At 70.1% G+C, this 24915-nt stretch carries 21 protein-coding genes; 13 read left to right on the forward strand and 8 right to left on the reverse strand.

Going from position 1 to position 24915, the window contains the following annotated elements; translation table 11 throughout:
- Nucleotides 1-380 precede the first annotated feature (380 nt).
- The 4 genes from ABEA43_RS36545 to ABEA43_RS36560 are packed head-to-tail and all read left to right on the forward strand — an operon-like array spanning nucleotide 381 to nucleotide 4745.
- Nucleotides 381-1754, forward strand: a complete 1374-nt coding sequence (locus ABEA43_RS36545; protein ID WP_345569174.1) for an ABC transporter substrate-binding protein — start codon at nucleotides 381-383, stop codon at nucleotides 1752-1754.
- A complete protein-coding gene (locus tag ABEA43_RS36550) occupies nucleotides 1751-2731 on the forward strand; it encodes a carbohydrate ABC transporter permease (RefSeq protein WP_345569176.1) in 981 nt (326 codons plus the stop codon). Before ABEA43_RS36545 ends, ABEA43_RS36550 begins: the two co-directional genes overlap by 4 nt.
- Nucleotides 2718-3563 carry a carbohydrate ABC transporter permease gene (locus ABEA43_RS36555; RefSeq protein WP_345569178.1) on the forward strand — a complete coding sequence of 282 codons (846 nt, stop codon included), beginning with the start codon at nucleotides 2718-2720 and terminating at the stop codon, nucleotides 3561-3563. The genes ABEA43_RS36550 and ABEA43_RS36555 overlap by 14 nt, the downstream gene beginning before the upstream one ends.
- Nucleotides 3564-3566: 3 nt before the next feature.
- Nucleotides 3567-4745, forward strand: a complete 1179-nt coding sequence (locus ABEA43_RS36560) for an ROK family transcriptional regulator (RefSeq protein ID WP_345569180.1) — start codon at nucleotides 3567-3569, stop codon at nucleotides 4743-4745.
- Between the two features lie 9 nt (nucleotides 4746-4754).
- Here ABEA43_RS36560 and ABEA43_RS36565 read toward each other — a convergent pair whose 3' ends face one another.
- Nucleotides 4755-5501 (reverse strand): helical backbone metal receptor, encoded by a 747-nt coding sequence (locus tag ABEA43_RS36565; protein WP_345569182.1) that lies wholly within the window; start codon nucleotides 5499-5501, stop codon nucleotides 4755-4757.
- A 99-nt stretch (nucleotides 5502-5600) separates the two neighbouring features.
- Between ABEA43_RS36565 and ABEA43_RS36570 the strand changes: the two genes are divergently transcribed.
- Together ABEA43_RS36570 and ABEA43_RS36575 are read left to right on the forward strand one after the other, a co-directional pair.
- On the forward strand, nucleotides 5601-6407 hold the full coding sequence (locus ABEA43_RS36570; RefSeq protein ID WP_345569184.1) for an SAM-dependent methyltransferase: 807 nt from the start codon (nucleotides 5601-5603) through the stop codon (nucleotides 6405-6407).
- 3 nt (nucleotides 6408-6410) lie between these two features.
- A complete protein-coding gene (locus ABEA43_RS36575) occupies nucleotides 6411-7331 on the forward strand; it encodes a TIGR03619 family F420-dependent LLM class oxidoreductase (RefSeq protein WP_345569186.1) in 921 nt (306 codons plus the stop codon).
- Between the two features lie 66 nt (nucleotides 7332-7397).
- Here the strand turns inward: ABEA43_RS36575 and tpx are convergent, their stop codons facing one another.
- The 5 genes from tpx to icmF form a co-directional block, all read right to left on the reverse strand.
- The gene (gene tpx, locus ABEA43_RS36580) at nucleotides 7398-7898 is read right to left on the reverse strand and encodes a thiol peroxidase (protein ID WP_345569188.1); all 501 of its coding nucleotides are present in this window, start codon (nucleotides 7896-7898) and stop codon (nucleotides 7398-7400) included.
- Between the two features lie 152 nt (nucleotides 7899-8050).
- Nucleotides 8051-9124 (reverse strand): helix-turn-helix domain-containing protein, encoded by a 1074-nt coding sequence (locus ABEA43_RS36585; RefSeq protein ID WP_345569189.1) that lies wholly within the window; start codon nucleotides 9122-9124, stop codon nucleotides 8051-8053.
- A gap of 15 nt (nucleotides 9125-9139) precedes the next feature.
- Nucleotides 9140-9280, reverse strand: a complete 141-nt coding sequence (locus ABEA43_RS36590; protein WP_345569191.1) for a hypothetical protein — start codon at nucleotides 9278-9280, stop codon at nucleotides 9140-9142.
- A 129-nt stretch (nucleotides 9281-9409) separates the two neighbouring features.
- Entirely contained in the window at nucleotides 9410-10312 is a 903-nt protein-coding gene (locus ABEA43_RS36595; RefSeq protein ID WP_345569193.1) for a TIGR01777 family oxidoreductase, read from the reverse strand.
- Nucleotides 10313-10365: 53 nt separating this feature from the next.
- Nucleotides 10366-13563, reverse strand: a complete 3198-nt coding sequence (gene icmF, locus ABEA43_RS36600; protein ID WP_345569194.1) for a fused isobutyryl-CoA mutase/GTPase IcmF — start codon at nucleotides 13561-13563, stop codon at nucleotides 10366-10368.
- Nucleotides 13564-13669: 106 nt separating this feature from the next.
- Here icmF and ABEA43_RS36605 point away from each other — a divergent pair, with 106 nt between their 5' ends.
- Nucleotides 13670-14722, forward strand: coding sequence for a glucose 1-dehydrogenase (locus tag ABEA43_RS36605; protein ID WP_345569195.1), 1053 nt, complete (start codon nucleotides 13670-13672; stop codon nucleotides 14720-14722).
- Between the two features lie 36 nt (nucleotides 14723-14758).
- Here the strand turns inward: ABEA43_RS36605 and ABEA43_RS36610 are convergent, their stop codons facing one another.
- Nucleotides 14759-15772, reverse strand: coding sequence for a CHAP domain-containing protein (locus tag ABEA43_RS36610; protein ID WP_345569197.1), 1014 nt, complete (start codon nucleotides 15770-15772; stop codon nucleotides 14759-14761).
- Between the two features lie 181 nt (nucleotides 15773-15953).
- On the reverse strand, nucleotides 15954-16724 hold the full coding sequence (locus tag ABEA43_RS36615; protein WP_345569199.1) for a PP2C family protein-serine/threonine phosphatase: 771 nt from the start codon (nucleotides 16722-16724) through the stop codon (nucleotides 15954-15956).
- A 76-nt stretch (nucleotides 16725-16800) separates the two neighbouring features.
- Between ABEA43_RS36615 and ABEA43_RS36620 the strand changes: the two genes are divergently transcribed.
- The 6 genes from ABEA43_RS36620 to ABEA43_RS36645 all read left to right on the forward strand — a co-directional run bounded on the left by ABEA43_RS36620 (nucleotide 16801) and on the right by ABEA43_RS36645 (nucleotide 24897).
- Complete coding sequence (locus tag ABEA43_RS36620; protein ID WP_345569201.1) at nucleotides 16801-19401, forward strand: N-6 DNA methylase; 2601 nt, start codon at nucleotides 16801-16803, stop codon at nucleotides 19399-19401.
- A gap of 38 nt (nucleotides 19402-19439) precedes the next feature.
- Nucleotides 19440-20330, forward strand: coding sequence for a serine/threonine-protein kinase (locus ABEA43_RS36625; protein WP_345569203.1), 891 nt, complete (start codon nucleotides 19440-19442; stop codon nucleotides 20328-20330).
- Nucleotides 20331-20472: 142 nt separating this feature from the next.
- Nucleotides 20473-21771 carry an ABC transporter substrate-binding protein gene (locus tag ABEA43_RS36630; RefSeq protein ID WP_345569205.1) on the forward strand — a complete coding sequence of 433 codons (1299 nt, stop codon included), beginning with the start codon at nucleotides 20473-20475 and terminating at the stop codon, nucleotides 21769-21771.
- Entirely contained in the window at nucleotides 21768-22730 is a 963-nt protein-coding gene (locus tag ABEA43_RS36635) for a carbohydrate ABC transporter permease (protein ID WP_345569207.1), read from the forward strand. Before ABEA43_RS36630 ends, ABEA43_RS36635 begins: the two co-directional genes overlap by 4 nt.
- The gene (locus tag ABEA43_RS36640; protein ID WP_345569209.1) at nucleotides 22727-23530 is read left to right on the forward strand and encodes a carbohydrate ABC transporter permease; all 804 of its coding nucleotides are present in this window, start codon (nucleotides 22727-22729) and stop codon (nucleotides 23528-23530) included. The genes ABEA43_RS36635 and ABEA43_RS36640 overlap by 4 nt, the downstream gene beginning before the upstream one ends.
- Complete coding sequence (locus ABEA43_RS36645) at nucleotides 23527-24897, forward strand: GH1 family beta-glucosidase (RefSeq protein WP_345569211.1); 1371 nt, start codon at nucleotides 23527-23529, stop codon at nucleotides 24895-24897. Before ABEA43_RS36640 ends, ABEA43_RS36645 begins: the two co-directional genes overlap by 4 nt.
- The last annotated feature ends 18 nt before the right edge of the window (nucleotides 24898-24915 follow it).

Raw genomic sequence — 24915 nt, forward strand, 5'->3', positions numbered from 1 at the left:
TTGGGGTTTCTGACAGTGTGTCTTCCGGAAAGCGACCTTACCGGCGTTGCGCACCAGGCCGCGCACCAGGACTTCGCAGCTGTCCGGAGCCGTTCGCTGACGGACTTCGGATGACCGAAATCACATCAGAGTAGATCGTTTCGGCGAAGCCGCGAAGGATCAAGCCGGACGAATTTTCGCGCAGAGCGGACTGACGCTTTCCCCGATCGCTTCCCGCGAGAGCAATCCGCGCCCTCACGGAGGGGTGCAGGTGAACGCTTACCTCAGGCGGGAGCCGCAGCACGGAGTGGGTACAGAGCGGTCTCGGTATCGCCTACCGCACGTTGCGCCAACTGATCGTTGGGTAAGGGCGGGCGTATCCCCATCCAGAGGAGCGTGCCATGCCGAAGAAGGTAACCGCTGTCCTCTCCGTCGCGCTGCTGGCCACCGCCTCATTGGCGGCGTGCGGCGACGACGGTGGCGAGCAACCGTCCGCGAGCAATCAGATCACGGTCTGGACCGAGGAGAACCTCGGCGACCGGATGGCCGTGCAGGAGACGATCGTCGCCGAGTTCACCAAGAAGACCGGGATCCAGGTGAAGCTGGTCGGCGTCGGCGAGGACCAGTTCAGCCAGACGATGACGGCCGCGGCGGCGGCCGACGACCTGCCCGACGTGATCGGGGCGCTGCCGCTGTCGGCGGTGCGCGAGCTGGAGGCCAACGACCTGCTCGACACCGAGACTCCCGGCAAGGTCGTCGATCAGCTCGGGAAGGACACGTTCTCACCGCGTGCCCTGGAGCTCGACACCTCGGGCGGCAAGCTGCTCGGAGTGCCCAGCGACGGGTGGGCGCAGCTCATCCTGTATCGCAAGGACCTGTTCGAGAAGGCCGGGCTGCAGGCGCCGGACACGTACGAGAAGCTTCAGGCGGCCGCGGCGAAGCTGAACACGGGCGGGGTCGCGGGCATCACGCTGGCGATCGCGCCGAAAGACTCGTTCACCGCGCAGAGCTTCGAGCACGTGGCGCTGGCGAACGGGTGCCAGCTAGTCGACAATTCCGGAAATGTCGCCCTTGACTCGCCGCAGTGCGCGAAAGCGTTCGAGTTCTACGCGAACCTCGCGAAGAGCTACTCGGTCAAGGGCAAGCAGGACGTCGACTCCACCAGGGCCACCTACTTCTCCGGCAAGGCCGCCATGACGATCTGGTCCTCGTTCATCCTGGACGAGATGGCGGGGCTGCGTAAGGACGCGCTGCCGAGCTGCCAGGAGTGCCGCGCCGACCCCGAGTGGCTGGCCAAGAACACCGGCGTGGTCACCGCGCTCAAGGGGCCCGACGGGAGCGCGCCCGCACAATACGGCGAGATCGTCTCGTGGGTCGTCACCCGCAACGCCGCCAAGGACCCGGCCGCCAAGTTCGTCGCGTACATGATGAACGAGGGCTACGAGCGCTGGATCGGGATGGCGCCCGAGGGCAAGTTCCCAACCCGCAAGGGCTTCGAGGACAAGTGGAACAAGCTGCCCGCCGGGGTCGACTCCAAGAAGCCGCTGGCCGACGTCTACCCGGCCGACGTGCTCGACGCCCTGCGCAAGAGCCCCGACACGTTCGCCCGCTGGGGCATCCCGCAGGGACAGGGCAAGCTGGTCGGGGCCACGATGGGCGAATTGCCGGTGCCCAAGGCGCTGAGCGCGGTAGCCGACGGCTCACTGACCCCGCAGGCCGCCGCCGCCCAGGCCAAGGCCGACGTCGAGACCATCAAACGCGGGATCCGGCAGTGACCGCATCCGGCAGATCGACCACCACGCCGCCGCGCACGACGGGGCCCTCCTCCCCTGTCGCGCGCAAGCGCACGAGAACGCTGCGCGCGCAGGAGGGCCGCGCCGGGCTGGCGCTCATCTCGCCCACGCTGATCATCACCCTGGTCGTGGTGGTGCTCCCGCTGCTGTGGGCGGTCATGCTGGCGTTCCAGGACGTCCGGCTGATCAACATCCGGCGGGCGGGCGTCTTCGGCCACTACACGCTGGAGAACTTCTCGTACGTCGTCTCCGAGCCCGGCTTCTGGACCGCCCTGGTCAACACGCTCGTCTACACCGTCGCGGGAACGGCGTTGTCGATCGTGATCGGGCTGGTGACGGCGCTGGCGCTGCGCGACAGGTTCAGGGGGCGGACCCTGATCAGGGCCTCGATCCTGATCCCGTACGTGGCCCCGGTCGTGGCGGTGGCGTTCCTCTGGGAGACGATGCTCAACCCCCAGTACGGCATCGTGAACTCCTGGCTCAAGGAGCCGATCGCGTTCCTCACCCAGGCCAAGGGCGAGTTCCTGGGCCTGGAGGTGCCGGTCGCGCTGCTGACGGTGATCGCGTTCGAGGCGTGGCGGTATTTCCCGTTCGCGTTCCTGTTCATCCTGGCCAGGCTCCAGGCGCTGCCGGCGGAGCTGGATGAGGCCGCGGTGGTGGACGGTGCCACGCCGACCCAGCGCTTCCGATACGTGATCATGCCGCAGCTCTGGCGGATCATCGCGCTGCTGTCGGTGCTGCGGTTCGTGTTCACCTTCACCAAGTTCGACGACGTCTACCTGCTGACCGGCGGCGGGGCCGGGACCGAGGTGGTCAGCGTGCGGGTCTACAACTTCCTGACCGCGCGTGACGACATCGGCGCCTCCGCCGCGCAGGCGATCGTACTGGCGATCTTCCTGGTCGTGTTCCTGGCCATCTACCTGCGCTTCTTCGCCGGAGGTGCCGATGAGCAGAGATAGGTTCGAACGCGGGCTGCTCAGGGTGCTCAAGCCGCTGGTGATCCTGTTCCTGTTCCTGATCACCGCGTTCCCGTTCTTCTACATGGTGATGCTGTCCGTACGCGACATCCAGGAGCTCATCCTGGAGCCGGGCTCGCTGTGGCCGCGCAGCTTCACCCTGGACACCTACGTGGACGTGCTGACCAGGCAGGGCTTCCTGACCTTCCTCAAGAACAGCGCGATCATCGCGGTCGCCTCCGTGGCGGTCACGCTGCTGATCTCGATCCCCGGCGCGTACGCGGTCGCGCGGCTGCGCTTCTTCGGCCGGCGGCAGGTGCATTTCCTGTTCCTGGCGGTGTACCTGTTTCCGGCGATCGTGCTGGCCATCCCGTTGTTCGTGCTCTTCACGATGCTCGGGCTGCGCGGCTCTCTGGTCGGCTTGATCCTCGTCTATATCGCGCAAACGGTGCCGGTCACGGTATACATGCTCCGCAACTACTTCGAGACCGTGCCGCAAAGCGTGGAAGAAGCGGCCGCGATCGACGGATGCACGAGACTGTCGACCATCTGGCGCGTGGTGCTGCCGCTGTCCAAGCCCGCCCTGATGGCCACCGGCCTCTACGCGTTCATGATCGCCTGGAACGAGTTCCTGTTCGCCCTGCTCTTCCTCGTGGAGCGGCGGGAGAGCTGGACGGTTTCCCTGGGGCTCTCTCAACTGGCAGGGAGCATCGAGATCCCGACGACGGTCCTGATGGCAGGATCGGTGGTGCTGACGCTGCCCATCGTGATCGTGTTCTTCGCCAGCGAGCGACTGCTGACGGAGGGGCTCACGGCGGGAGCAGAGAAGGGATAGACCATGCTGACGGCAGGGCAGATCCTCCAGCTCATCCGCAATGGCTCCTGCCGTACGCGCAAAGAACTCATCGAGTACACCGGCCTGTCCCGGTCGACGATCACCGACCGGGTCGACCGGCTCATCGACGCCTGCTACATCCACGAGTCCGGCGTCGGCACCTCGGGCGGCGGGCGGCCGCCCTCGGTGCTGGACGTGGACGCCACCAGGCGGCTGCTGCTGGTGGCCGATCTGGGCGCCACGCACGCCAGGGTGGCGCTGACCGACCTGGCCGCCCGGCCGATGGCCGAGGAGAGCACCGAGATGCGCATCGAGCTCGGTCCCGACGCGGTCCTGTCGTGGGTGCGGCAGGCGTTCCAGCGGATGCTGGACCGGGCCGGCCGGCCGGCCTCCGAGGTGTGCGGCATCGGCCTGGACCTGCCCGGCTCGGTGGACCACACCACCGGCCGGGTGATCAGGTCGTTCCTGATGCCCGGGTGGGACGACTATCCGGTGGGCGCGGCGATCGGCAGCACGTACGACGTGCCCATCCTGGTCGAGAACGACGCCAACGCGATGGCGCTGGGCGAGTGGTGGTCGTCCTGGCGGCAGACCGACTCGCTGATCCTGATCAAGGTGTCCACCGGGATCGGCACCGGCATCGTCCTCGACGGGCAGATCTACCGGGGCGTCGAGGAGGCCGCGGGCAACATCGGGCACGTACGCCTGCGCGAGACCGACGACCGGGTCTGCACGTGCGGCTCGCGCGGCTGCGTGGCCTCGCTGGCCAGCGGCCACGCCCTGGCCACCGACCTCGGCCGGGACTCCAGCCGGGACGTGGTGCGCCTCGTCCACGCGGGCGACCCTGGGGCCATCGCCCGCGTCCAGGAGGCGGGCCGCACGCTGGGCATCGTGCTGGCCACGGCGGTCAGCCTGCTCAACCCCGGCGTGCTGGTGCTGGCCGGGGACATGGCGGAGACCCGTGAGCACTATCTGACCGGGATCAGGGAGATCGTCTATCGGCGCAGCCTGCCGTACACGACCAGGAACCTGGAGATCGTCACGACCTCGCTGGGCGGCCGGGCGGGGATCGTGGGGATGGCGGTGATCGTCATGGAGCACGTGCTCTCCCCCGCCTCCGTGGACGCCGCCCTGGCGGACTCGGGGCCGGGCAAACGCACCAAGACCGGCGCGGTCGGATGAGCCGGACCCTCAGCCGAGTGCCTGTCGCAGCAGGGCGGGCGCGTCCACGAGCGAGGGCCCGTACCAGGTGAGCAGCCGCCCGCTCACCAGGGCGCAGGGCAGGCCGGGGAAGGACTCGGGGCCGTCGTCCGGCGCGAAGGCGTAGGGCTCGTCGGGCAGCACCACCAGGTCGGGCCGCCGCTCGACCAGCTCGGCCAGCGGGATCTTGGGGTAGCGCTCCGCGTGCCCGGCGTACAGGTTGTCCACGCCGAGACGCCTGAGCACGTCCCCGGTGAACGTGTCGCGCCCCACGACCATCCAGGGCCGCCGCCAGATCGGGACGATCGCCGTGCGCCGCGGGCCCGCGGCGGGCGCGCGCCACGCCCGCTCGGCCGCGTCCAGCCACTCCGGCCTGCCGGTACGGCACGCGTACGTGAACATCCGCGCCAGCGAGGCGAACGCCTCCTCCAGGGTCTCGATCCTGGTCACCCAGACCGCAACGCCCGCCGCGCGCAGGGCCTCGATGTCGGGCGCGCGGTTCTCCTCGGCGTTGGCCAGGACGACGTCGGGCCTGAGCTTCCTGATCGCGTCGAGGTCGGGGTTCTTGGTGCCCCTGACCCTGGCCACGTCCAGGTCGGCCGGGTGTGAGCACCAGTCCGTCGCCCCGACCAGCGCGGCGGGCATCGTCGCCGCCACCGACTCGGTCAAAGAGGGCACGAGGGACACGATTCGCCGCACGGTCTGGGGAATCTTCACGGGCACACCGGTGTCGTCCACACCAGCAGCCTAGATCGGCGAGTAATCGTGACGGGATGTCGGTATAGATCCGTAGAATCCACAACAAAGATCATCAGTTTGTGATCGGGGGATTGACGGTTGGAGCGAGAGTCACCAGGCTTCGATCCGCGTACACCCAACGTGGCCCGGCTCTACGACTACTATCTCGGCGGTAAAGATCACTTTCCCGCCGATCGCGTGGCGGCGGAGAAGATCCTCAAGGTGGCTCCCGAGTTACGGGCGGCGGCTCGGGCGAACCGGGCGTTTCTGGCGCGGTCCGTGCGCTTCCTCGCCGAGGCCGGCATCACGCAGTTCCTCGATCTCGGCACCGGGCTGCCGGCGCAGGGCAACGTGCACGAGGTCGCCGCGAAGGTGCGTCAGGGCGCGCGGGTGGTCTACGTCGACCGGGATCCGGTGGTGCTGGTGCACGCCAGGGCGATGCTGGCCGGGCAGGGTGACACGACCGTGGTCGAGGGCGACGTCCGCGATCCCCACCAGATCCTGAAAAATCCGGACGTGACGCAGGCCATCGACTTCGGCCGTCCCGTCGGCGTGCTGCTGCTGGCGGTCCTGCACTACCTCAGCGAGTCCGAACGCCCTCAGGAGATCGTCGCGAGCCTACGCGATGCCCTGGCCCCGGGCAGCTACTTGGTCATGTCCCACGGCACCGGCGACGCCGCCCGCGCCGCCGCCGTCCAGAAGGCCACCGAGGTCTACCGGCGGGCCGGCGCCCCTCTCACCCTGCGCGGCCGGGCCGGGATCACGGCCCTGTTCGAGGGATTCGACCTGGTCCGTCCGGGAGTCGTCTGGCTGCCCGAATGGCATCCCGAGCAGGCCGACCTGATCGACTTCGCCGGTGGTCCCGAGTCGTCACTGCTCCTGTGCGGCGTGGGCAGGAGGAGCTGAGCCATGGACCTCGGCCTGGCCGTTCCGCAGTACGGCAGGTTCGCCGCGCTGCCCAGCGTGCTGCGGGTGGCGCGGGAGGCGGAGTCGCTCGGTTTCACGTGCCTGTGGGCGGGCGACCGGCTGATGACGCCGCTGCGCCCGAAGGACCGCTACCCGGGCGGCGACGGCCGGATCCCCGAGGCGCACCGGGTGTTCCTGGACCCGTTCGCGGTGCTGTCGGTGGCCGCCTCCGTGATCTCCACCGCGACCTCCGCCGTGCGGCTGGGCACCAGCGCGCTGAACGCCTGCTGGTACCCGCCGCCCGTGCTGGCCCGCTCGCTCACCACGATCGACCACCTCAGCGGCGGGCGGCTGAACGTGGGGCTCGGGCTGGGCTGGTCCTCCGACGAGTACGCCGCCGCCGGCGTGCCGTGGCGGGATCGGGCCAGGCGTTACGACGCCACCCTCGACGCGCTGGAGGCGATCTGGGGCACCGATCCGGTGGCGTTCGAGCACGAGCTGTGGACGATCGCCCCCAGCCACATCGAGCCCAAACCGGCCCGGCGGCCGCCGCTCTACCTGGCCGGGTTCGCCGAGGACGCGTTGCGGCGGATCGGCCGCAGGGCCGACGGCTGGCTCACGGCCGCGCTGCCGATCCCGGCGCTCACGTCGATGTGGCGGACCGTGGGCGAGAGCGCCGAGCGGGCCGGGCGCGACCCGGGGGCGCTGCGCATGGTCCTGCGCTCCAACCCCGTCGTCACCGGCCAGGGCACTCCGCCGCGCAGCGGGACGGTCGCGCAGATCTGCGCGTACCTGGCCGACGCGGCGGAGGCCGGGGTCCACGAGGTCATCCTGGACCTCCAGCACACCGCCACCGGCGACCAGCACCTGCTGGAGCTGGCCGAGGAGTTCAGGACGACCCTGAACGGGCTTGCCCGAGCTTGAGCGGGCTTGCCCGATCTTGAGCGGGCTTGCCTGAGCCTGAGCGGGCTTGCCCGAGCTTGAGCGGGCTTACTTGAGCGCGGAGAGCGCGCCCTCGTAGTCGGGCTCCTGCGTGATCTCCGGCACCAGCTGGGAGTAGATCACCTTGTTGTCGCCGTCGAGCACCACCACCGCGCGGGCGGCCAGCCCGGCCAGCGGCCCGGACTCCTGCGCCACGCCGTAGTCGCCGAGGAACTCGCGGCCCCGCATGAGCGAGAGCGTGGTCACGTTGTCGAGCCCCTCCGCGCCGCAGAACCGCTTCTGGGCGAAAGGCAGGTCGGCGGAGATGCAGAGCACGGCCACGTCGGGGTGGTCGGCGGCCACCTGGTTGAAGCGGCGCACCGAGGCCGCGCAGACGCCGGTGTCGAGGCTCGGGAAGATGTTGAGCACCTTGGTCGCCTGGCCGTAGTCGTCGAGGGAGCGCTCGGCGAGGTCGGCGCCCACCAGGCGGAACGCGGGCGCGTCGTCCCCGGGCTTCGGGAAGGTGCCGCCCACGGTGATGGGGTTGCCCTTGAAAGTGACGTCAGACATGAAAACCTCCGGATAACGATGTTCCCCAGATCGCGATCCTATCGGCGCGGGCTCACCCGCCCGGCGGGGGCCGGTGCGCGTGTCAGGCCCAGGTTGGCGCTGGGTGCCGGGCCGGTGCGGGTCCGGCGTCCGGCCCGGCGCTCGCGCCCGCGTCAGGCCCAGTCGTGGCGGGCGGCGTGCCAGCCGAGCTGCACGCGCGTACGCACGCCCGCGAGGTCCATCAGCGCACGGAGCCGCCGCTGGAGGGTGCGCAGCGACAGGTCGAGCTGGCCGGCGACGGTCTCGTCGGTCAGCCCGGCCAGCAGCAGGGCGAGGATCTTCCTGTCCAGCTCGGTGACGACCGCCTCCGGTTGCTCGTCGAGCGCGCCCGCGCCGTCCACGCGCAACGGGTAGGCCCGCAGCCACACCGCCTCGAACAGCGCCTCCACGGCGGCGAGCAGGCCGCTGCGGTGCAGGAGCACGGCCGCGGGCTCGCCGGGCTCGGTGGTGAGCGGGACCAGCGCCAGCTCGCCGTCGGCCATCATCAGCTTGATCGGCAGCTTGTCCACCACCCTGACCTGTACGCCCCTGCGCACGGAGTCGATCGTGCCCGCGGCCACCCCCGGCGCGGCCAGCACCTCGCGCTCGACCACCACGCGATACGTCACGCCGCGGTCGACGCCCTGGTTCTCGGCGGTGTTGTCACTCGGCGACACCGCCACGAACGGCACCGTGGAGAACGAGCGCACCTGCTTCGTGGCCGCCCACTGGATCTGCAGGAAGCGTTGCCGTACCGCCTCCACACCGGTGACCACCTCGATGAGATCGCCGACGGCGCGGTCGGTCGCGGCCATCCGGTGCTGCTCGGTCAGCGCCACGATGGCCAGCTCCGCCGTGCGGAGCTCCTCCCTGCGGGCGGTGAGCAGGCCGCCGAGCCCGACCGAGGGCGGTGCGGCGACGTACCGCACGGGGCTGCCGGCCACGCGCGAGACGAGACCGCGGCCGATCAGCGCGAGAAGGTCCTCCTCCACGGAGGGCAGCGGCCGGTCGAGCGCGGCGGCCAGCTCACGGGCGGCGCTGGGCGCGTCAATCAGGAAGCGATAGACGGCCTCCTCACCATCGGTGAGCCCTAACGCCTCCAGCACGGTGCCCGTCTCCCTCTGCTCGGCCGGAACGCCGACCAGTATGGGAGAGAAGACCGGGCCGAAGGCGACATAGCCCCCTTCGGCCCCGAATCGTGACTTCACGGTTATTTAGCTAACTTACGAGACCGACAGCGTCGCCTTGCCGGCCTTGCTCGGCCCGGCCAGCCACTCCTGCGTGGTCGCCGACAGCCCGAGCTTGACGACCGGCCCGAGCACCTTGACGTCGGTCAGCCTTCTGGCGGGTGGTGTGCGGGGCATGGACGGATTTCACCTCTTCCGGCAGGTGGCGGGAAAGATGATCCGGCTGGCGAGAACCCGCCCTGACGCAACTTCGCCAGGCGCGGGCGGCGGGTCCAAGGGGCGGCGGGTCAGGGAGTAAGGCAGGGGTCAGGACGTGAGGCAGGCGGCCAGGGCTGGGCGTAGCTCCGGGTAGGCGAAGGTGTGGCCGGCTTCGCGCAGCCGCGCGGGCACGCAGCGGCGGCCGGTCAGCGCCAGCTCGGGGTCGGTCCGCAGCACCCACGCGCCGGCCCTGGCCAGGAGCGCGGGGGTGGGCGGGGCGACGGGCCGATGCAGGAGGTCGCGCAGGGTGGCCATCAGCTCGCTGTTGCGCACCGGGTTGGGGCTGGTGGCGTGGACGACCCCGGCGAGCCCGGGATCGTCGAGCGCGCGGCGGACGATCGCCAGCAGGTCGGTGATGTGCAGCCAGCTCACCCACTGCCGCCCCGAGGCGATGCGCCCGCCCAGGCCCCAGCGGACCAGCCCGGTGAGGCGGCCGAGCGCCGGCGTGCCGGGGTCGAAGACGACGGCGGTGCGCAGGACGACCGTACGCCCGGCCCGCACCCCGTCCGCGGCCGCCTCCCACGGGCGGGCGACCCCGGCCATCTGCGGCGGCCCGTCCGCCACCGGGTGCGTCTCGTCGATGACGTCCTCGCCGCCGTCGCCGTAGATGGCCAGCGTGCTCATCTGCACCCACACCTCCGGCGGCGCGCCGAGCGTCGCGGCCGCCTCGGCGAGCGCCCTGGTCGGCTGCACCCGCGAGCGCGTGAGCAGCTCGATCCCGGCCCTGGTCGGAGGCCGGTCGACCAGCTCGCCGGCCAGGTTGACGACCGCCGCCCCGGCCAGCTCGCCCGCCCACTCCCCCACGGTGACGCCGTCCCAGGCCACCTGCCGCCAGGGGCTGCCGGGACGCGGCGAGCGGGTCAGGATGACGACCTCGTCTCCCCTCTCCGTCAGATCGGCGGCGATCCGCCTGCCGAGCGCGCCGCTCCCGCCCGCGAGCACGACCTTCATGGCAACCTCCCACGTTTGAGCACCTGCTCAACTAGTTAAGCAGATGCTCAAACTCAGACGTTGCGCCGGTACTGGCCCCCCGCTTCGAACAGGGCCTCGGTGATCTGGCCGAGCGAGCAGACGCGGGCGGCGTCCATGAGCACCTCGAACGCGTTGCCCTCCGACATCGCCGCCTCGCGCAGCCGCGCTAGCTCGGCCGGGGCCTCGGAGCGGTTGCGGTCGTGGAAGGCGTGCAGGCGGTCGAGCTGCGAGCGCTTCTCTTCCTCGGTGCCTCTGGCCAGCTCCAGCTTGTGCGGCTCCGGCTCGTCGTCGCCGCGTGGGTTCCTGAACGTGTTGACGCCGACGATGGGTAGCGACCCGTCGTGCTTGCGCATCTCGTACAGCATGGACTCGTCCTGGATCTTGCCGCGCTGGTAGCCGGTCTCCATCGCGCCCAGCACGCCGCCCCGGTCCGACAGCCGCTCGAACTCGCCCAGCACCGCCTCCTCCACCAGGTCGGTCAGCTCTTCGATGATGAACGAGCCCTGCAGCGGGTTCTCGTTCCTGGCCAGGCCCCACTCGCGGTTGATGATGAGCTGGATCGCCATGGCCCTGCGGACCGAGTCGGCCGACGGGGTGGTCACGGCCTCGTCGAAGGCGTTGGTGTGCAGGCTGTTGCAGTTGTCGTAGACGGCGATCAGGGCCTGGAGGGTGGTGCGGATGTCGTTGAAGTTCATCTCCTGGGCGTGCAGGGACCTGCCCGAGGTCTGGATGTGGTACTTCAGCTTCTGCGAGCGCTCGCCCGCGCCGTACCGCTCCCGCATCGCCACCGCCCAGATGCGGCGGGCCACCCGCCCGAGCACGCTGTACTCGGGGTCCATGCCGTTGGAGAAGAAGAACGACAGGTTGGGCGCGAAGTCGTCGATCTTCATACCCCTGGCCAGGTACGCCTCCACGTACGTGAAGCCGTTGGCGAGGGTGAAGGCGAGCTGGCTGATCGGGTTCGCCCCGGCCTCGGCGATGTGGTAGCCGGAGATCGAGACCGAGTAGAAGTTGCGCACCCCGTTCCTGATGAACCACTCCTGGATGTCGGCCATCATCCGCAACGAGAACTCCGTGGAGAAGATGCAGGTGTTCTGCCCCTGGTCCTCCTTCAGGATGTCCGCCTGCACCGTGCCCCTGACGGTGGCCAGCGTGCGGGCGCGCAGCTCGCCGTCCTCCCGCTCGTCCGGCACGCGGCCGTACTCGGTGTGGAAGCGGTCCCTGGCCTGGTCGAGGGCGGCGTTGAGGTAGAAGGCCAGGATCGTGGGGGCCGGGCCGTTGATCGTCATGGAGACCGACGTGTTGGGCGCGGCCAGGTCGAACCCGCCGTAGAGCACCTTCATGTCGTCCAGCGTGGCGATGGAGACGCCCGAGGTGCCGACCTTGCCGTAGATGTCGGGGCGCAGGTCCGGGTCGTGGCCGTACAGCGTCACGGAGTCGAACGCCGTGGACAGCCGCGTCGCGGGCTGGCCCTCCGACAGCAGCTTGAAGCGCCTGTTGGTGCGGAACGGGTCGCCCTCCCCCGCGAACATCCTGGTCGGGTCCTCGTCGTCGCGCTTGAACGGGAAGACGCCGGCGGTGAAGGGGAAGGCCCCCGGCAGGTTCTCGGCCCGCAGGAACCGCAGGAGGTCGCCGTGGTCGGTGTAGCGGGGCAGGGCGACCCGCGGGATGCGGTTGCCCGAGAGCGTCTCGCGCCAGAGCGGGGTGTGGATCTCGCGGTCGCGGATCTTCACGACCAGCTCGTCGGAGGTGTAGCGCTCCTTGACGGCGGGCCAGGCATCGAGCAGGGCACGGCTCTCGTCGCTGAGCTCGCCGTCCGCCCGCGCGGCCAGCTCCGCCAGCCGCGGGTCCCCGTCCAGCATGGCCTGTACGGCCGTGAGCTGCTGGCGGCGGCGGGCGATCTCCGCCTGGGCCAGCGTCTCCGCGTGGTAGCCGCGGACGGTCTCGGCGATCTCGGCCAGGTAGCGCACCCTGGCGGGCGGGACGATCGCGGCCGACGCCTGCGAGGTGCGGCCCTGGACCTGCGCGAGCAGCCCGGGGCTCTCCCCGGTCGGCAGGAGCCCCTTGAGGTGGTGGTAGAGGGCCGTGACGCCGGCGTCGTTGTAGCGGGCGGCGATGGTGCCGTAGACCGGCATCTCGTCGGGGGACACCCCGAACGCCTCGCGGTTGCGTACGAGCTGGCGGCGTACGTCGCGCAGGGCGTCCTCCGCGCCGCGCCGCTCGTACTTGTTGATCACCACGGCTTCGGCGAAGTCCAGCATGTCGATCTTCTCGAGCTGGGAGGCAGCGCCGAACTCGGGCGTCATCACGTAGATGGGCACGTCCACGTGCGGGACGATGCCGGCGTCGCCCTGGCCGATGCCGGGCGTCTCCACGATCACCAGGTCGTATCCCGCGGCCCGGCAGGCGGCGATCACGTCGTCGAGGCAGGCGGGCACCTCGTTGGGTGCGCCTCTGGTGGCCAGGGAGCGGAAGTAGGTCTGGGAGCCCAGGCTGTTCATCCTGATGCGGTCGCCGAGCAGGGCGCCGCCGCCGCGCCTGCGGGTGGGGTCGATGGCGATGATCGCGATGCGCAGCTTGTCGTCGTTGTCCACGCGGAACCTGCGGACCAGCTCGTCGGTGAGCGAGGACTTGCCTGAGCCGCCCGTACCCGTGATGCCGAGCACGGGCGCGCGGCGCTGCACGGTGCCGCGCAGGCCCTCGACCAGGTCTGCGGGAGCGCGGCCCGACTCGATGAGGGTGATCGCGCGGGCCAGCGCCGTCTGGTCGCCCGAGGCCACGGCCTCCACCGAGGGGGCGTCGCCGAGCTCGACGTCGCAGTCCTCGATGAGCTTGTTGATCATGCCGGGGAGCCCGAACCGCTGGCCGTCCTGCGGCGAGAAGATGCGCGTGACGCCGCGCGAATGCAGCAGCTCGATCTCCTCGGGGACGATCACGCCGCCTCCGCCGCCGTACACCTTGACGTGTCGTGCGCCGCGCTCGCGCAGCAGCTCCACCAGGTAGGAGAAGAACTCCACATGCCCGCCCTGGTACGAGCTGATCGCCACCCCCTGGGCGTCCTCCTGGATGGCGGCCGTGACGATCTCGTCGACCGAACGGTTGTGACCGAGGTGGATCACCTCGGCGCCCTGCGACTGGAGGATTCGCCGCATGATGTTGATCGCCGCGTCATGGCCGTCGAACAAGGCCGCGGCGGTCACGAAACGGACTGGGTGTACCGGAACGTGCACGCCTGTTCACTCCTTCGTGAGGGGCTACTCCTTCCGAAGATACTAGGACGTCCTACTATTTCCCAAGAGCGTCCCGGGTAGAGAGGGGGTTAAGGGGGTGACGGCGATGCGTGCGCTGACGTTCGTGCCGGGCAGCAAGGGGACGCTGGACGTGGAAGAGGTGCCGGATCCGGTGCCGGGCCAGGGCGAATTGCTCGTCCAGGGCCTGGCCTTGGGGATCTGCGGGACCGACAGGGAGCTGGCGGCGGCCGAGTACGGCTGGCCGCCACCCGGCAGGGAACGCCTGATCATCGGCCACGAGTCGCTGGGCCGGGTGCTCGAAGCCCCGGAGGGCTCCGCCTTCTCCCCCGGCGACCTGATCGCGGGCGTGGTCCGCCGGCCCGACCCCGAGCCGTGCGGGGCCTGCGCGCGGGGCGAGTTCGACATGTGCCGCAACGGCCGCTACACCGAGCGCGGCATCAAGGACCTCGACGGGTACGGCAGCGAGCGCTGGGTCATCGAGGCCGGCTACGCCGTACGGCTCGATCCGGCGCTGGAGCGGGTGGGCGTGCTGGTCGAGCCCACGTCCGTGGTCGCCAAGGCCTGGGACCAGATCGAACGGATCGGCTCGCGCGGCTGGTTCGAGCCGCAGACGCTGCTGGTCACGGGGGCGGGGCCGATCGGGCTGCTGGCGGCCCTGCTCGGGCGGCAGCGCGGGCTGGAGGTGCACGTGCTGGACCGGGCTCCCGAAGGGCTCAAGTCGAGCCTGGTGACCGATCTGGGCGGGACCTACCACTCGGGCTCGTCGCTGGCCGAGTTCGCCGGCGCCAAGCCGGACATCATCATCGAGTGCACCGGGGCCGGGGCGCTCGTCATGGAGGCCATGACCACCACGACGCCGGTGGGGATCGTCTGCCTGGCGGGCCTGTCGCCCGGGGGGCGTACGCACCGGGTGGACGCCGGGGTGATCAACCGGGACATCGTGCTGGAGAACGACGTGGTCTTCGGGACGGTCAACGCGAACCTGCGGCACTTCAGGGACGCGGCGGCGGCGCTGGCCCAGGCCGACGCGGGGTGGCTGGAGCGGCTGATCACGCGGCGGGTGCCGTTCACGCGGGCCCTGGAGGCTTTCGAGCCCGGCCACGACGACGTCAAGGTCGTCCTCGACCTGACCACCTGACCCGCCCTCCGTCCCGCCCGCGCTCCGACGGATCGCTCAGTCGGGCTCGTAGGGTTTGCGCCGTGTCGGGGTGGCGTGCTTGGCCGCCGCGTGCGCCGAGCCGGCCGGGACCCGGGTCCTGGCCGGGCGTCCCGGCTGCGCGGGAGCCGGGTGCGGTGGCGACTCGGCGGGCTCCGGAGCCGGGGACTTGTGGCGCGCCGACGTCTTGTCGCGCGCGGAGGCCTTGGCACCGGCCGCGGTCTTGGATCCGGACGCAGCCTGGGAACTGGACGCGGTCTTGGTTCCCGACGCGCTCTTGGTTCCTGACGCCGCCTTGGGCCCTCCGGGCGGTTCGGCGGCTGCGGGGACCTTGGCGTTCGAGGTGCCCGCGGGGGACCTGTCGAGGGGGTCCTGGCCGGTGCGACCGGTGGTTGGCGCGTTCCATGGCCAGGTGAAACGGCGGTGAGTGCCACGGCGGCGGCCCGACACGCGTAAGGAGAGGACGATGGTCATGAGCACCATCGCGGCCAGCAGCGCGGGCGGCGTGCCCAGCACGTCCAAGGGCGACCCGTGCGCGGATTCGTCGCGCGGCGCGGCCACGAACGGCTGCTCGGTCGAGCGGATCTCGTCGAGCTTGCCGGCCTCGGCCTTGACCATGCGCGGCAGGCCGTACCCGACGACCTTGTCCGTCTCCCTGGTCTTGCGCTTGAGCCAGACGCGATCGACGTTCGCCTCAATGGTGTGGATCTTCGTGCCCTCGACGCGCTCCACGACCCCGACATGGTCGATGCCCTTGTAGCTCTTGCCGCCGCCCCAGTCGAAGAAGACCAGGGCCCCGGGCTCGGGCTGTCGCGTCCAGGCGCCCTGCTTGATGAACCAGGCCGCATGGGAGGGTGTCCAGGCGAACTGGCCGACATAGTCGCTGACGCCGGCTTTGTCGGCGGCCCAGGCGATGAACATGTCACACCACGGCGCGTCGCGATACTGGGTGTCTTGGACGCGATCCGCGTACCACTGGCCGAACTTGGTGAACTGGCCGCTCTTCTCCTTATAGCCGAGTTCCTGCCGCACCGTCTTCAGCAGCTCGTCAGCGATCGGGTCCAGGGTGGCTCCTCCCAGAAAACCGACAAATCACGATGGACTGTAGTAGCGCCGTCGCGATTTTGCGCGCATCACCCGGAAAGTGTCTTGTTATGTGCCGAAATTTCGGCTATGTGACCGCTGAGGCTGGTGAGACTTACTATTATCCTGCCTAGGAGCCGGCGCCGACTCGGTAGACGCCCGCGTCTCCCGCGCCGGGCGCGACCACGTCGGCCACGATCACGGTCACGTTGTCGGGCGAGCCACCCTCGTTGGCCAGGTCGATCAGCCGCTGGACGGCCGAGCCGGGGTCTGCGACCGTGGTCAGCACCTCATGCAGGACCTCGGGCCCGAGCACGGTCGTGAGCCCGTCGGAGCAGAGGAGGTAGCGATCATCAGGCTCGGCTTCGCGCAACGCCATGTCAGGCTCGGCCCTGCCCTCGCTGCCCAGCACGCGGAGCACCATCGACCGCCGGGGGTGCACAGCGGCCTGATCCTCCGTTATCCGTCCTTCGTCCACCATCGACTGCACAAGTGTGTGATCCTTGGTCATCTGGTAGAGAGCACCATCGCGCAGCAGATATCCGCGGGAGTCACCGAGATGAGCCAGGGCGAACTGGTAGCCGTCCCACAGCATGGCGGTCACCGTGGTCCCCATCCCCCTGCGCGCGGGGTCGATGTCGGCCAGCTCGACCAGTCTGCGCGCCGCCTCGTGCACGGCGCCCTCCAGCGCCGCCTCCAGGTCGGAGCCGGTCTCGGGAAGCGTGGCATCCAGCTCGCGCATGACGGCGATCGCCGCCGAGCTCGCCAGCTCGCCGGCCGCGTGTCCGCCCATTCCGTCAGCCACCACGAGCAACCGGCCACTCGCGTAGCCAGAATCCTCGTTCTGCTCCCTGCGGCGGCCAACGTCTGATCCGGCGGCATAGCGGATGTTGTGCTTCATACCCTGCAGTAAATCATTGGTTGAAAGACTTCACAAGCAGATGCGCTGAAGACTCTTGTGAACTACTGTGGGCTTCATGAGCCACGACCCGACCGTCAACGCCGGGGACATCGCCCGGCTCGCCGGTGTCGGGCGTGCCGCGGTGAGCAACTGGCGCCGTCGCCACGACGACTTCCCCCAACCCGTTGGCGGCACCGCCAACCAGCCGCTGTTCTCGCTGCGCCAGGTCGAGTCCTGGCTGCGGCGCTATGGGAAGTCCTACCAGGTCTCGCTGGGAGATCGGGTATGGCAACGCCTGAAAGCGGCGGGTGATTTGCGCCTGGGTGAGCTGGTTGCCCAGGCCGGCGTCCTGCTGACGCGCCTCGCGGAAACCCGCGGCGCCGACCCCGCCACCGGCGAAGCCGCCCCCGGCGCCCGCCCCGGCGACGCCGCGCCCAGCGTCGGCGCGAACCCCTCGGCCTCCGACGACCTCCCGGGCGTGGCGGGTCGCCATGCCACGGCCGCTCCGAGCGCAGGTGTTCCCGGCTCGGGCCGAACGGGCGCTCCAGGGGTACGGCGCGCCGCCGAGGGCCACCCCCAGTCGTCCGGCAGCACTTCCGACGCGGCCGGCGACGGTTCCGGTGTGGCAGGCGGCGGTTCCGGCATGATGGGTGAGGGCTCGGATGAGCTGGATCCCGAGCTGGTCGCGCTCGTCACCGAGCTGGCCGAGGAGCACGATCCGCTGACCGCGTACGAGTTCCTCTGCGAGCGTTATCTCGAGGCGCACTCCAGGCAGCTCTCCGTCACCCGCGACGACGTGGCCGAGCTGATGGTCCGGCTGGTGAGCGCCGACGGCGCGACCATCCTCGACCCGGCCTGCGGAGTCGGCACGCTGCTCCTCGCGCCCGCCCCGACGACCGGCCGGACGGGCAACCCGGCGACCGGCCAGACGAGCGGCCAGACGAGCGGTCCGGCGAGCCGGACGGCGGCCAGCCAGACGGGTAGTCCTGCGGGCGGCCAGGCGAGTGGCCCGGCGAGCCGGTCGGCAGTCGGCCGGACAGGCGGGTCGGCAGCCGGCCAGACGGGTGCTCCGGCGAGCGGGCCGGCAGTCGGCCAGACAGGCGGTCAGGCAAGTGGCCTGGCGGGCAGCCAGGCGGCTGGCCCGGCAGGCGGTCAGACGGCTGGCTCGGCGGGCGGCCAGACGGCTGGCTCGGCGGGCGGCCAGACGGGTGGCCAAGCGGGCAGCCAGATGAGCGGTCCAGCGGGCGGTCAGCCCGGCGGCCAAGCGGGCGGCCAGATGAGCGGTCCGACAGGCGGCCAGCCCGGCGGCCCCGCGGGCGGTCAGATGAGCGGTCAGGCCGGCGGCCCGGCGGGCGGTCAGGTAGACGCTCCGGTGGGCGGGCAGCTGGGCGGTTCGGCGGCGGGTGGCCCGGTGGGGAGCCTGGCCGGAGAGCTGGCGGGTGGGGCGGGTGTGCGGATGCTGGGGCAGGATCTCAGCGAGACCTCGGCCATCATCACCGCCTCCCGGCTGCGCCTGCGCGGCATCGCGGCCGAGGTCGTGGCCGGTGACTCGATGCGCAACGACGGCTTCCCCAATGAGAAGGCCGACGCCGTGGTGTGCGATCCGCCGTTCAACGAACGCGCCTGGGGCTATGAGGAGCTGACCGGCGACCCGCGCTGGGAGCACGGCCTGCCGCCGCGCGGCGAGCCCGAGCTGGCCTGGGTGCAGCACTGCCTCACCCACGTCAAGCCGCGCGGCCTGGTCGCCATCCTCATGCCGCCAGCCGCCGCCAGCCGCAAGGCGGGCCGCCGCATCAGGGCCAACCTGCTGCGCGCAGGCGCGCTGCGGGCCGTCGTGGCGCTGCCCGGTTCGGACCTGTGGCTGCTGCGCCGCCCGGCGCCCGGTGAGCGCCCGCCGTCCGACGTGCTGATCATCGACGCCACCGCGGACCTGTCGGCGGTCGAGCCGGCCTGGCAGGCGTACCTGGAGGATCGTTCGGACCAGACGGTGCGCATCATCGACCTGCTGGCCGACGAGGTCGACATGACCCCGGCCCGCCACGAGCGCCGCGACGACGTGGGCAGGGCGTTCGCCGAGGCCCGTGACCGGTTCCTGGCGGCCGCCGCGGTCCCGCCCGACCTCCAGGTCCTGGAGCAGCCGCTCGACCAGCCCGCCACCACGCTCGGCGACCTGATCAAGGAGGGGTTGGTGGCCACCTCGCAGGCCCCGCCCAAGATGTCGGCCGACGGCGGCGACGTGCCCGTGCTCACCACCGACGACGTGCTCAACGGCACGCCGCCGTCCGGCTTCACCACCATGCAGCAGGGCCTGGTCGCCATCCGGCCGGGCGACGTGGTGGCCTCCTACTCCAGCGTGCGCGTCGTGGCCGACGGCGGCGCGGTGCTGGGCCCGCATCTGACCCTCTACCGGGTGGACGCCCGCAGGCTCGACCCCGACTTCCTGGCCGGCTTCCTGCGGGCCGCGGGCGGGCGGGTGACCACCGGCTCCAGCAGGTTCGACGTGCGCCGCACCCGCCTGCCCAGGCTGTCGCTGAAGGAACAGAAAGCGTACGGCGAGTCCTTCAGGCAGCTCGCCGTCCTCGAAGACGCCATCCGCGAGACCTCGACGCTGGGGCAGGCGCTGATCCGGCTGGGGCTCGACGGCCTCGCCGACGGCCACCTGCACCCGCAGTCCTGACGGTGTAGTTTTTCCCGAAAGGCTGCGTGGAGGGGCGAATGGTCATCGGCGACCGCTATGAGCTCGACGACCTCCCTCTGGGCCAGGGAGGCATGGGCGCGGTCTACGCGGGCCATGACCGCCACCTGGACCGCCGGGTCGCGGTCAAGCTGCTCAGGCTGCCCAGCGGGCCCGATCAGGAGCTGGAACGCCGGTTCATCCGCGAGGCCCGCATCCTGGCCAGGCTGGAGCATCCCGGCGCCCCCGTGCTCTACGACTTCGGCACCTATGAGCAGCGGCTCTACCAGGTGATGCAGTTCATCGAGGGCGTCACGGTGGCCGACGTGGTCAGCGAGCACGGCCCGCTGCCCGTGCCGTGGGCGGCGGCGATCGCGGCCCAGGCGTGTGCCGTGCTGTCGGCGGCCCACGCCCTGTCGATCTGCCATCGCGACCTCAAGCCGACGAACCTCATGCTCTGCCCGGACGGCAGCGTGAAGGTGCTCGACTTCGGGCTGGCCATGCTGCGCGACACGGAGGTCACCACGTTCACCAGGATCGGGCAGATCCTGGGCACGCCCGCGTACATGGCCCCCGAGCAGATCCAGCACGGCGTGGCCGAGTCGCGCAGCGACCTGTACTCGCTCGGCTGCGTCCTGCACGAGATGCTGACCGGCCACCAGCTCTTCACCGGCCCCACCGACTACGTGGTCTTCGAGAAGCAGGTCAAGGAGCGCCCGCCGGCCATTCCCGGCCTCCCGGGCGAGCTGGGCGCGCTGCTGGCCCAGCTGCTGGAGAAGAAGCCGGACGCCCGGCCCGCCGACGCCGACGAGCTGTACGAGCGGCTCGACCCGTTCGCCGTCGACCTGCCCATGCTGCCCGGATTCCTCACCGAGGACCCGAGTCCCGGCCGCATGTACGCCAGGATGGCCGGCCGCGCGCTCAGCGCGTAAACACTGCCCCCGTTTCTGAACGCGCTCTCTCGATAACGCCGATCGTTATTTAACACCCGTTGACAGAGCGGTGTGAGCCCCTGGAATCTGTCGAGAGAGCGCTCTCTCACATCCCCCTAGCTCCGAACCCAGGAGGGTTTCCATGACCCCTCGCATCCGGCGGCTCGGCCTGCCTTTGCTCACCGCGTCCGTACTCGCTCTTGCGACGGCGTGCGGCGGTGGTGGCGGTGGAGACACCGCCACGAAGGCGAGCGCCACGCCAGGAGAGAAGATCAAGCTGACCGTCGGCCTCTTCGGCGACTTCGGCTTCAAGCCGCTCTACGCGGAATACAAGAAGACCCACCCCAACGTCGAGATCGTCGAGAACGTCGCGCAGTTCAACGACCACCACAGCAACCTGGTCAAGCGGCTCGCGACGAACGCCGGCGCGGCCGACATCGAGGCCGTCGAGGTCGGCTACGTCAGCACCTTCACCGCCCAGCCGGCCAAGTTCACCGACCTCAAGCAGTTCGGCCTGGACAAGCGGCAGGCCGACTACCTCGACTGGAAGTGGCAGCAGGGCCTGAGCAAGGACGGCTCGCAGGTGCTCGGGCTCGGCACCGACGTGGGCGGCCTGGCCATGTGCTACCGCAAGGACCTGTTCAAGAAGGCCGGCCTGCCGACCGACCGGGCCGAGGTGGCCGCGCTCTGGCCGACCTGGGAGCAGTACATCGCGACCGGCAAGAAGTTCGCCGGAGCGAGCGTGGCCGGCGCCAAGTTCGTGGACAGCCCCGGTGAGATCCTCCGCGCCATGGTCAACCAGGCGCCGATCGGCCTGTACGACGCCCAGGACCAGATCATCGTGGAGTCGAACCCCGAGGTGAAGAAGGCCTGGGACCTGTCGAACCAGCTCACCCAGGAGGGCCTGACCGCCAAGCTGGCGGCCTTCTCGCCCCCGTGGAACACCGGGTTCGCCAAGGGCTCGTTCGCCACGATCATCTGCCCGGCCTGGATGACCGGCTTCATCCAGGAGCAGGCCAAGGACGCGACCGGCAAGTGGGACATCGCGACCGTGCCCGGCGGCTCGGGCAACAGCGGCGGCTCGCACCTGATGGTGCCCAAGCAGAGCAAGCACCCGAAGGAGGCGGCCGAGCTGATCGACTTCCTCACCTCCAAGGACAACCAGGCCAAGGTGTTCAAGGAGGAGGGCACGTTCCCGTCGATCCCGGCGCTCTATGACGACCCGTCGATCCAGAACTTCACCAAGCCGTTCTTCGGCGACGCCCCCATCGGCAAGATCTACTCCGAGGCCGCCAAGGCGCTCAAGCCGCAGCACCTCGGTCCCAAGGAGGCGGACGTCCGCACCGCCATCGGCAACGGCCTCGGCCGGGTCGAGCAGGGCAAGCAGACGCCGGACGAGGCATGGGCGCAGGTGCTCGAGGACGTCAAGAAGATCAAATGAGCACTCTTCCCCTCGCGGTCGTGCGACGGCGTAGGCGCAATGTGCGGCACACCCTCGACGTGAGGGTGTCGCCGTACGCCTACGTGGCGCCGTTCTTCCTGCTGTTCTGTGCCTTCGGGCTGTTCCCGCTGGCCTACACGGCGTGGGTGAGCCTGCACGAGTGGACGCTGCTGTCGGAGACCCAGACGTTCGTCGGTCTGGACAACTTCACCACGCTGCTGGCCGACGGATATTTCTGGAACGCGACGTTCAACACCCTGTCCATCGGCTTCCTCTCGACCGTGCCGCAGCTCGCGCTGGCCATCTGGCTGGCGCACCTGCTCAACCGGCGGCTGCGGTTCCAGACGATGTTCAGGGTCGCGCTGCTGCTGCCGAACGTCACCAGCGTGGTGGCGGTGGTGGTGATCTTCAGCCAGCTCTTCGGCCGGGACTTCGGGATGATCAACTGGGTTCTCTCCTGGTTCGGGGCCGGCAACATCGACTGGGCGGCGGGCACCGCGACCTCGCACATCGCCCTGTCGACCATGATCATGTGGCGCTGGACCGGCTACAACGCGCTGATCTTCCTGGCCGCCATGCAGGCCGTGCCGCGCGAGCTGTACGAGGCCGCCACGATCGACGGCGCGAGCAACGTCACGCAGCTGCGCAGGATCACGATGCCGATGATCCGGCCGACGATCGTCTTCGTGGTCATCGTCTCCACGATCGGCGCCATGCAGATCATCGCCGAGCCCATGCTGTTCGGGCAGAGCAGCGGCGCGGGCGGCGGCGTCGCCACCGGCGGGCCAGACCGGCAGTTCCAGACGCTGGCGCTGTTCGTCTACGAGCAGGGCTTCGGGAACTCCACGTTCGACTTCGGCTACGCCTCGGCCGCGTCCTGGCTGATGTTCGTGGCCGTGGTGATCGTGGCCGGGATCAACTTCCTGATCAGCCGCAGGGTGAAGGGCGGGCTGCTGTGAGGCTGCGTTATCTGACCCTGACCGCGGTGGCCTTCTTCTCGGCCTTCCCGCTCTACTACAGCGTCGTGGTGGCCTCCAGGCACAACTCGGCGCTGGCCGAGGTGCCGCCGCCGCTGCTGCCGGGCGGGAACTTCTTCGCCAACGTCGCCAGGGTCTTCGACACCGTCCCCTTCGGGCTGGCGCTGGCCAACTCGGTCATCGTGGCCGGGTCGATCTCGGTCGCGGTGATGTTCTTCTCGACGCTGGCCGGGTTCGCCTTCGCCAAGCTGCGGTTCAGGGGCAGGAACGCCATGCTCGTGATCACCATCGCGACCATGATGGTCCCGGCCCAGCTCGGCATCATCCCGCTCTACATGCTCATGGTGAAGCTGGAGTGGACCGGCACCAACTACGCGCTCATCGTGCCCGCGCTGGTCAACGCGTTCGGCGTGTTCTTCATGACGCAGTACCTGTCGCGCGCCCTGCCGGGCGAGCTGCTGGAGGCGGGGCGGGTGGACGGGTGCACGACGTGGGGCCTGTTCTGGCACGTCGTGCTGCCCACCGCGCGGCCGGCGGCGGCGGTGCTGGGCATGCTGACGTTCATGTCGGCCTGGAACGACTACTTCTGGCCGCTGGTCGTCCTCAGCCCGGACAATCCGACCGTCCAGGTGGCCCTGTCGACACTCGCCAGCGGGTACGTCAACGACTACGTGCTGGGCCTGGCCGGAACCGCGATCGGAACCCTGCCGCTCGTGGCCGTCTTCGCCCTGTTCGGCAAGCAAATCATCGGCGGAATCATGCAAGGAGCTGTTAAGGGATGATCTTTCCCGAGGACTTCGTCTGGGGCGCCGCGACGGCCTCCTACCAGATCGAGGGGGCGGTCAAGGAGGACGGGCGGGGCCAGTCGATCTGGGACACCTTCTCCCACACCCCCGGGAACGTGGCGGACGGCGACACCGGAGACGTGGCCTGCGACCACTACCACCGCTACAAGGACGACATCGGGCTGATGGGCGAGCTGGGGCTGGCGGCCTACCGGTTCTCGATCGCCTGGCCGCGCATCCAGCCCGACGGCGAGGGGTCGATCAACCCGCGCGGGCTGGCGTTCTACGACAGGCTCGTGGATGAGCTACTTGCCGCCAAAATTTCGCCCTATGTCACGCTTTATCACTGGGATCTACCCCAAGGGCTCGAAGACCGTGGTGGTTGGACAAATCGCGATACGGCCTATCGGTTCGCCGACTACGCGCAGGCCGTGCACGACCGGCTCGGCGACCGCGTCAGCGACTGGACGACGCTGAACGAGCCGTGGGTGGCGGCGTTCCTCGGCTACGGCAACGGCGTGCACGCGCCGGGCCGCCGCGACCCGGGCGACGCCATGCGCTCGGCGCACCACATGCTGCTCGGCCACGGCCTGGCCACGCGGGCGCTGCGCGCGGGCGGCGCGCAGCGCATCATGCTGGTCGTGAACTCCTCGCCTGTGCTCACCCCCGCCCAGGTCAACGACCCCTCGGCGGTGCCGAGCGAGGCGGACGCGGCCGTCGCCCACCGCATCCACGCGCTGCTGACCAGGCAGTTCCTCGACCCTGCGGTGTACGGGACGTACCCGGAGGAGGTCATCGCGGCGGCGGAGCGCAACGGCGGCACCGGCCACATCCAGGACGGCGACCTCGCGCTGATCAACGCGCCGATCGACCTGATCGGCGTGAACTACTACAACCCGTGCGTGGTCGAGGCGGGCCCCGGGCTGCCGGCCGACGCCGCGTGGCCGGGGTCGGAGGACGTCAAGTTCGCCACGGCGGACGCGCCGACTACCGCGATGGGCTGGCCGATCGTGCCCGACGGCCTGTCCAGGCTGCTCGTCCGGCTCTCCGAGGACTATCCGCAGGTCGGCCTCATGGTCACGGAGAACGGCGCGGCCTTCGAGGACGTGCTGGAGAACGGCAGGGTGCACGACGCGCAGCGGGTCGCGTACCTGGACGGGCATCTGCGCGAGGTGGGGCGGGCCATCGAAGCGGGCGCCGACCTGCGCGGATACCTCGTCTGGTCGCTGCTCGACAACTTCGAGTGGGCGGAGGGCTACCGGCGGCGGTTCGGCATCGTCCATGTGGACTACGGGACACTCACCAGGGTGCCCAAGGACAGCGCGCTATGGTACCGGGACGTGATCCGCAGGAACGGCCTGTAGATTTTTTCCGTGCTCTCC

Origin of the sequence: Nonomuraea rosea (assembly GCF_039539705.1) — a bacterium.
In the GTDB taxonomy this organism is placed as follows: Bacteria; Actinomycetota; Actinomycetes; order Streptosporangiales; family Streptosporangiaceae; genus Nonomuraea; species Nonomuraea rosea.

What these genes read in the sequence shown, in the direction of transcription:
- ABEA43_RS36555 (WP_345569178.1), top strand. Translation starts at nt 2,718, where the DNA reads ATGAGCAGAGATAGGTTCGAACGCGGGCTGCTCAGGGTGCTCAAGCCG.
- ABEA43_RS36575 (WP_345569186.1), top strand. Translation starts at nt 6,411, where the DNA reads ATGGACCTCGGCCTGGCCGTTCCGCAGTACGGCAGGTTCGCCGCGCTG.
- ABEA43_RS36625 (WP_345569203.1), top strand. Translation starts at nt 19,440, where the DNA reads ATGGTCATCGGCGACCGCTATGAGCTCGACGACCTCCCTCTGGGCCAG.
- ABEA43_RS36635 (WP_345569207.1), top strand. Translation starts at nt 21,768, where the DNA reads ATGAGCACTCTTCCCCTCGCGGTCGTGCGACGGCGTAGGCGCAATGTG.
- ABEA43_RS36590 (WP_345569191.1), bottom strand. Translation starts at nt 9,280, where the DNA reads ATGCCCCGCACACCACCCGCCAGAAGGCTGACCGACGTCAAGGTGCTC.
- ABEA43_RS36595 (WP_345569193.1), bottom strand. Translation starts at nt 10,312, where the DNA reads ATGAAGGTCGTGCTCGCGGGCGGGAGCGGCGCGCTCGGCAGGCGGATC.
- tpx (WP_345569188.1), bottom strand. Translation starts at nt 7,898, where the DNA reads ATGTCTGACGTCACTTTCAAGGGCAACCCCATCACCGTGGGCGGCACC.
- ABEA43_RS36630 (WP_345569205.1), top strand. Translation starts at nt 20,473, where the DNA reads ATGACCCCTCGCATCCGGCGGCTCGGCCTGCCTTTGCTCACCGCGTCC.
- ABEA43_RS36615 (WP_345569199.1), bottom strand. Translation starts at nt 16,724, where the DNA reads ATGAAGCACAACATCCGCTATGCCGCCGGATCAGACGTTGGCCGCCGC.
- ABEA43_RS36560 (WP_345569180.1), top strand. Translation starts at nt 3,567, where the DNA reads ATGCTGACGGCAGGGCAGATCCTCCAGCTCATCCGCAATGGCTCCTGC.
- ABEA43_RS36545 (WP_345569174.1), top strand. Translation starts at nt 381, where the DNA reads ATGCCGAAGAAGGTAACCGCTGTCCTCTCCGTCGCGCTGCTGGCCACC.
- ABEA43_RS36620 (WP_345569201.1), top strand. Translation starts at nt 16,801, where the DNA reads ATGAGCCACGACCCGACCGTCAACGCCGGGGACATCGCCCGGCTCGCC.
- ABEA43_RS36645 (WP_345569211.1), top strand. Translation starts at nt 23,527, where the DNA reads ATGATCTTTCCCGAGGACTTCGTCTGGGGCGCCGCGACGGCCTCCTAC.
- ABEA43_RS36605 (WP_345569195.1), top strand. Translation starts at nt 13,670, where the DNA reads ATGCGTGCGCTGACGTTCGTGCCGGGCAGCAAGGGGACGCTGGACGTG.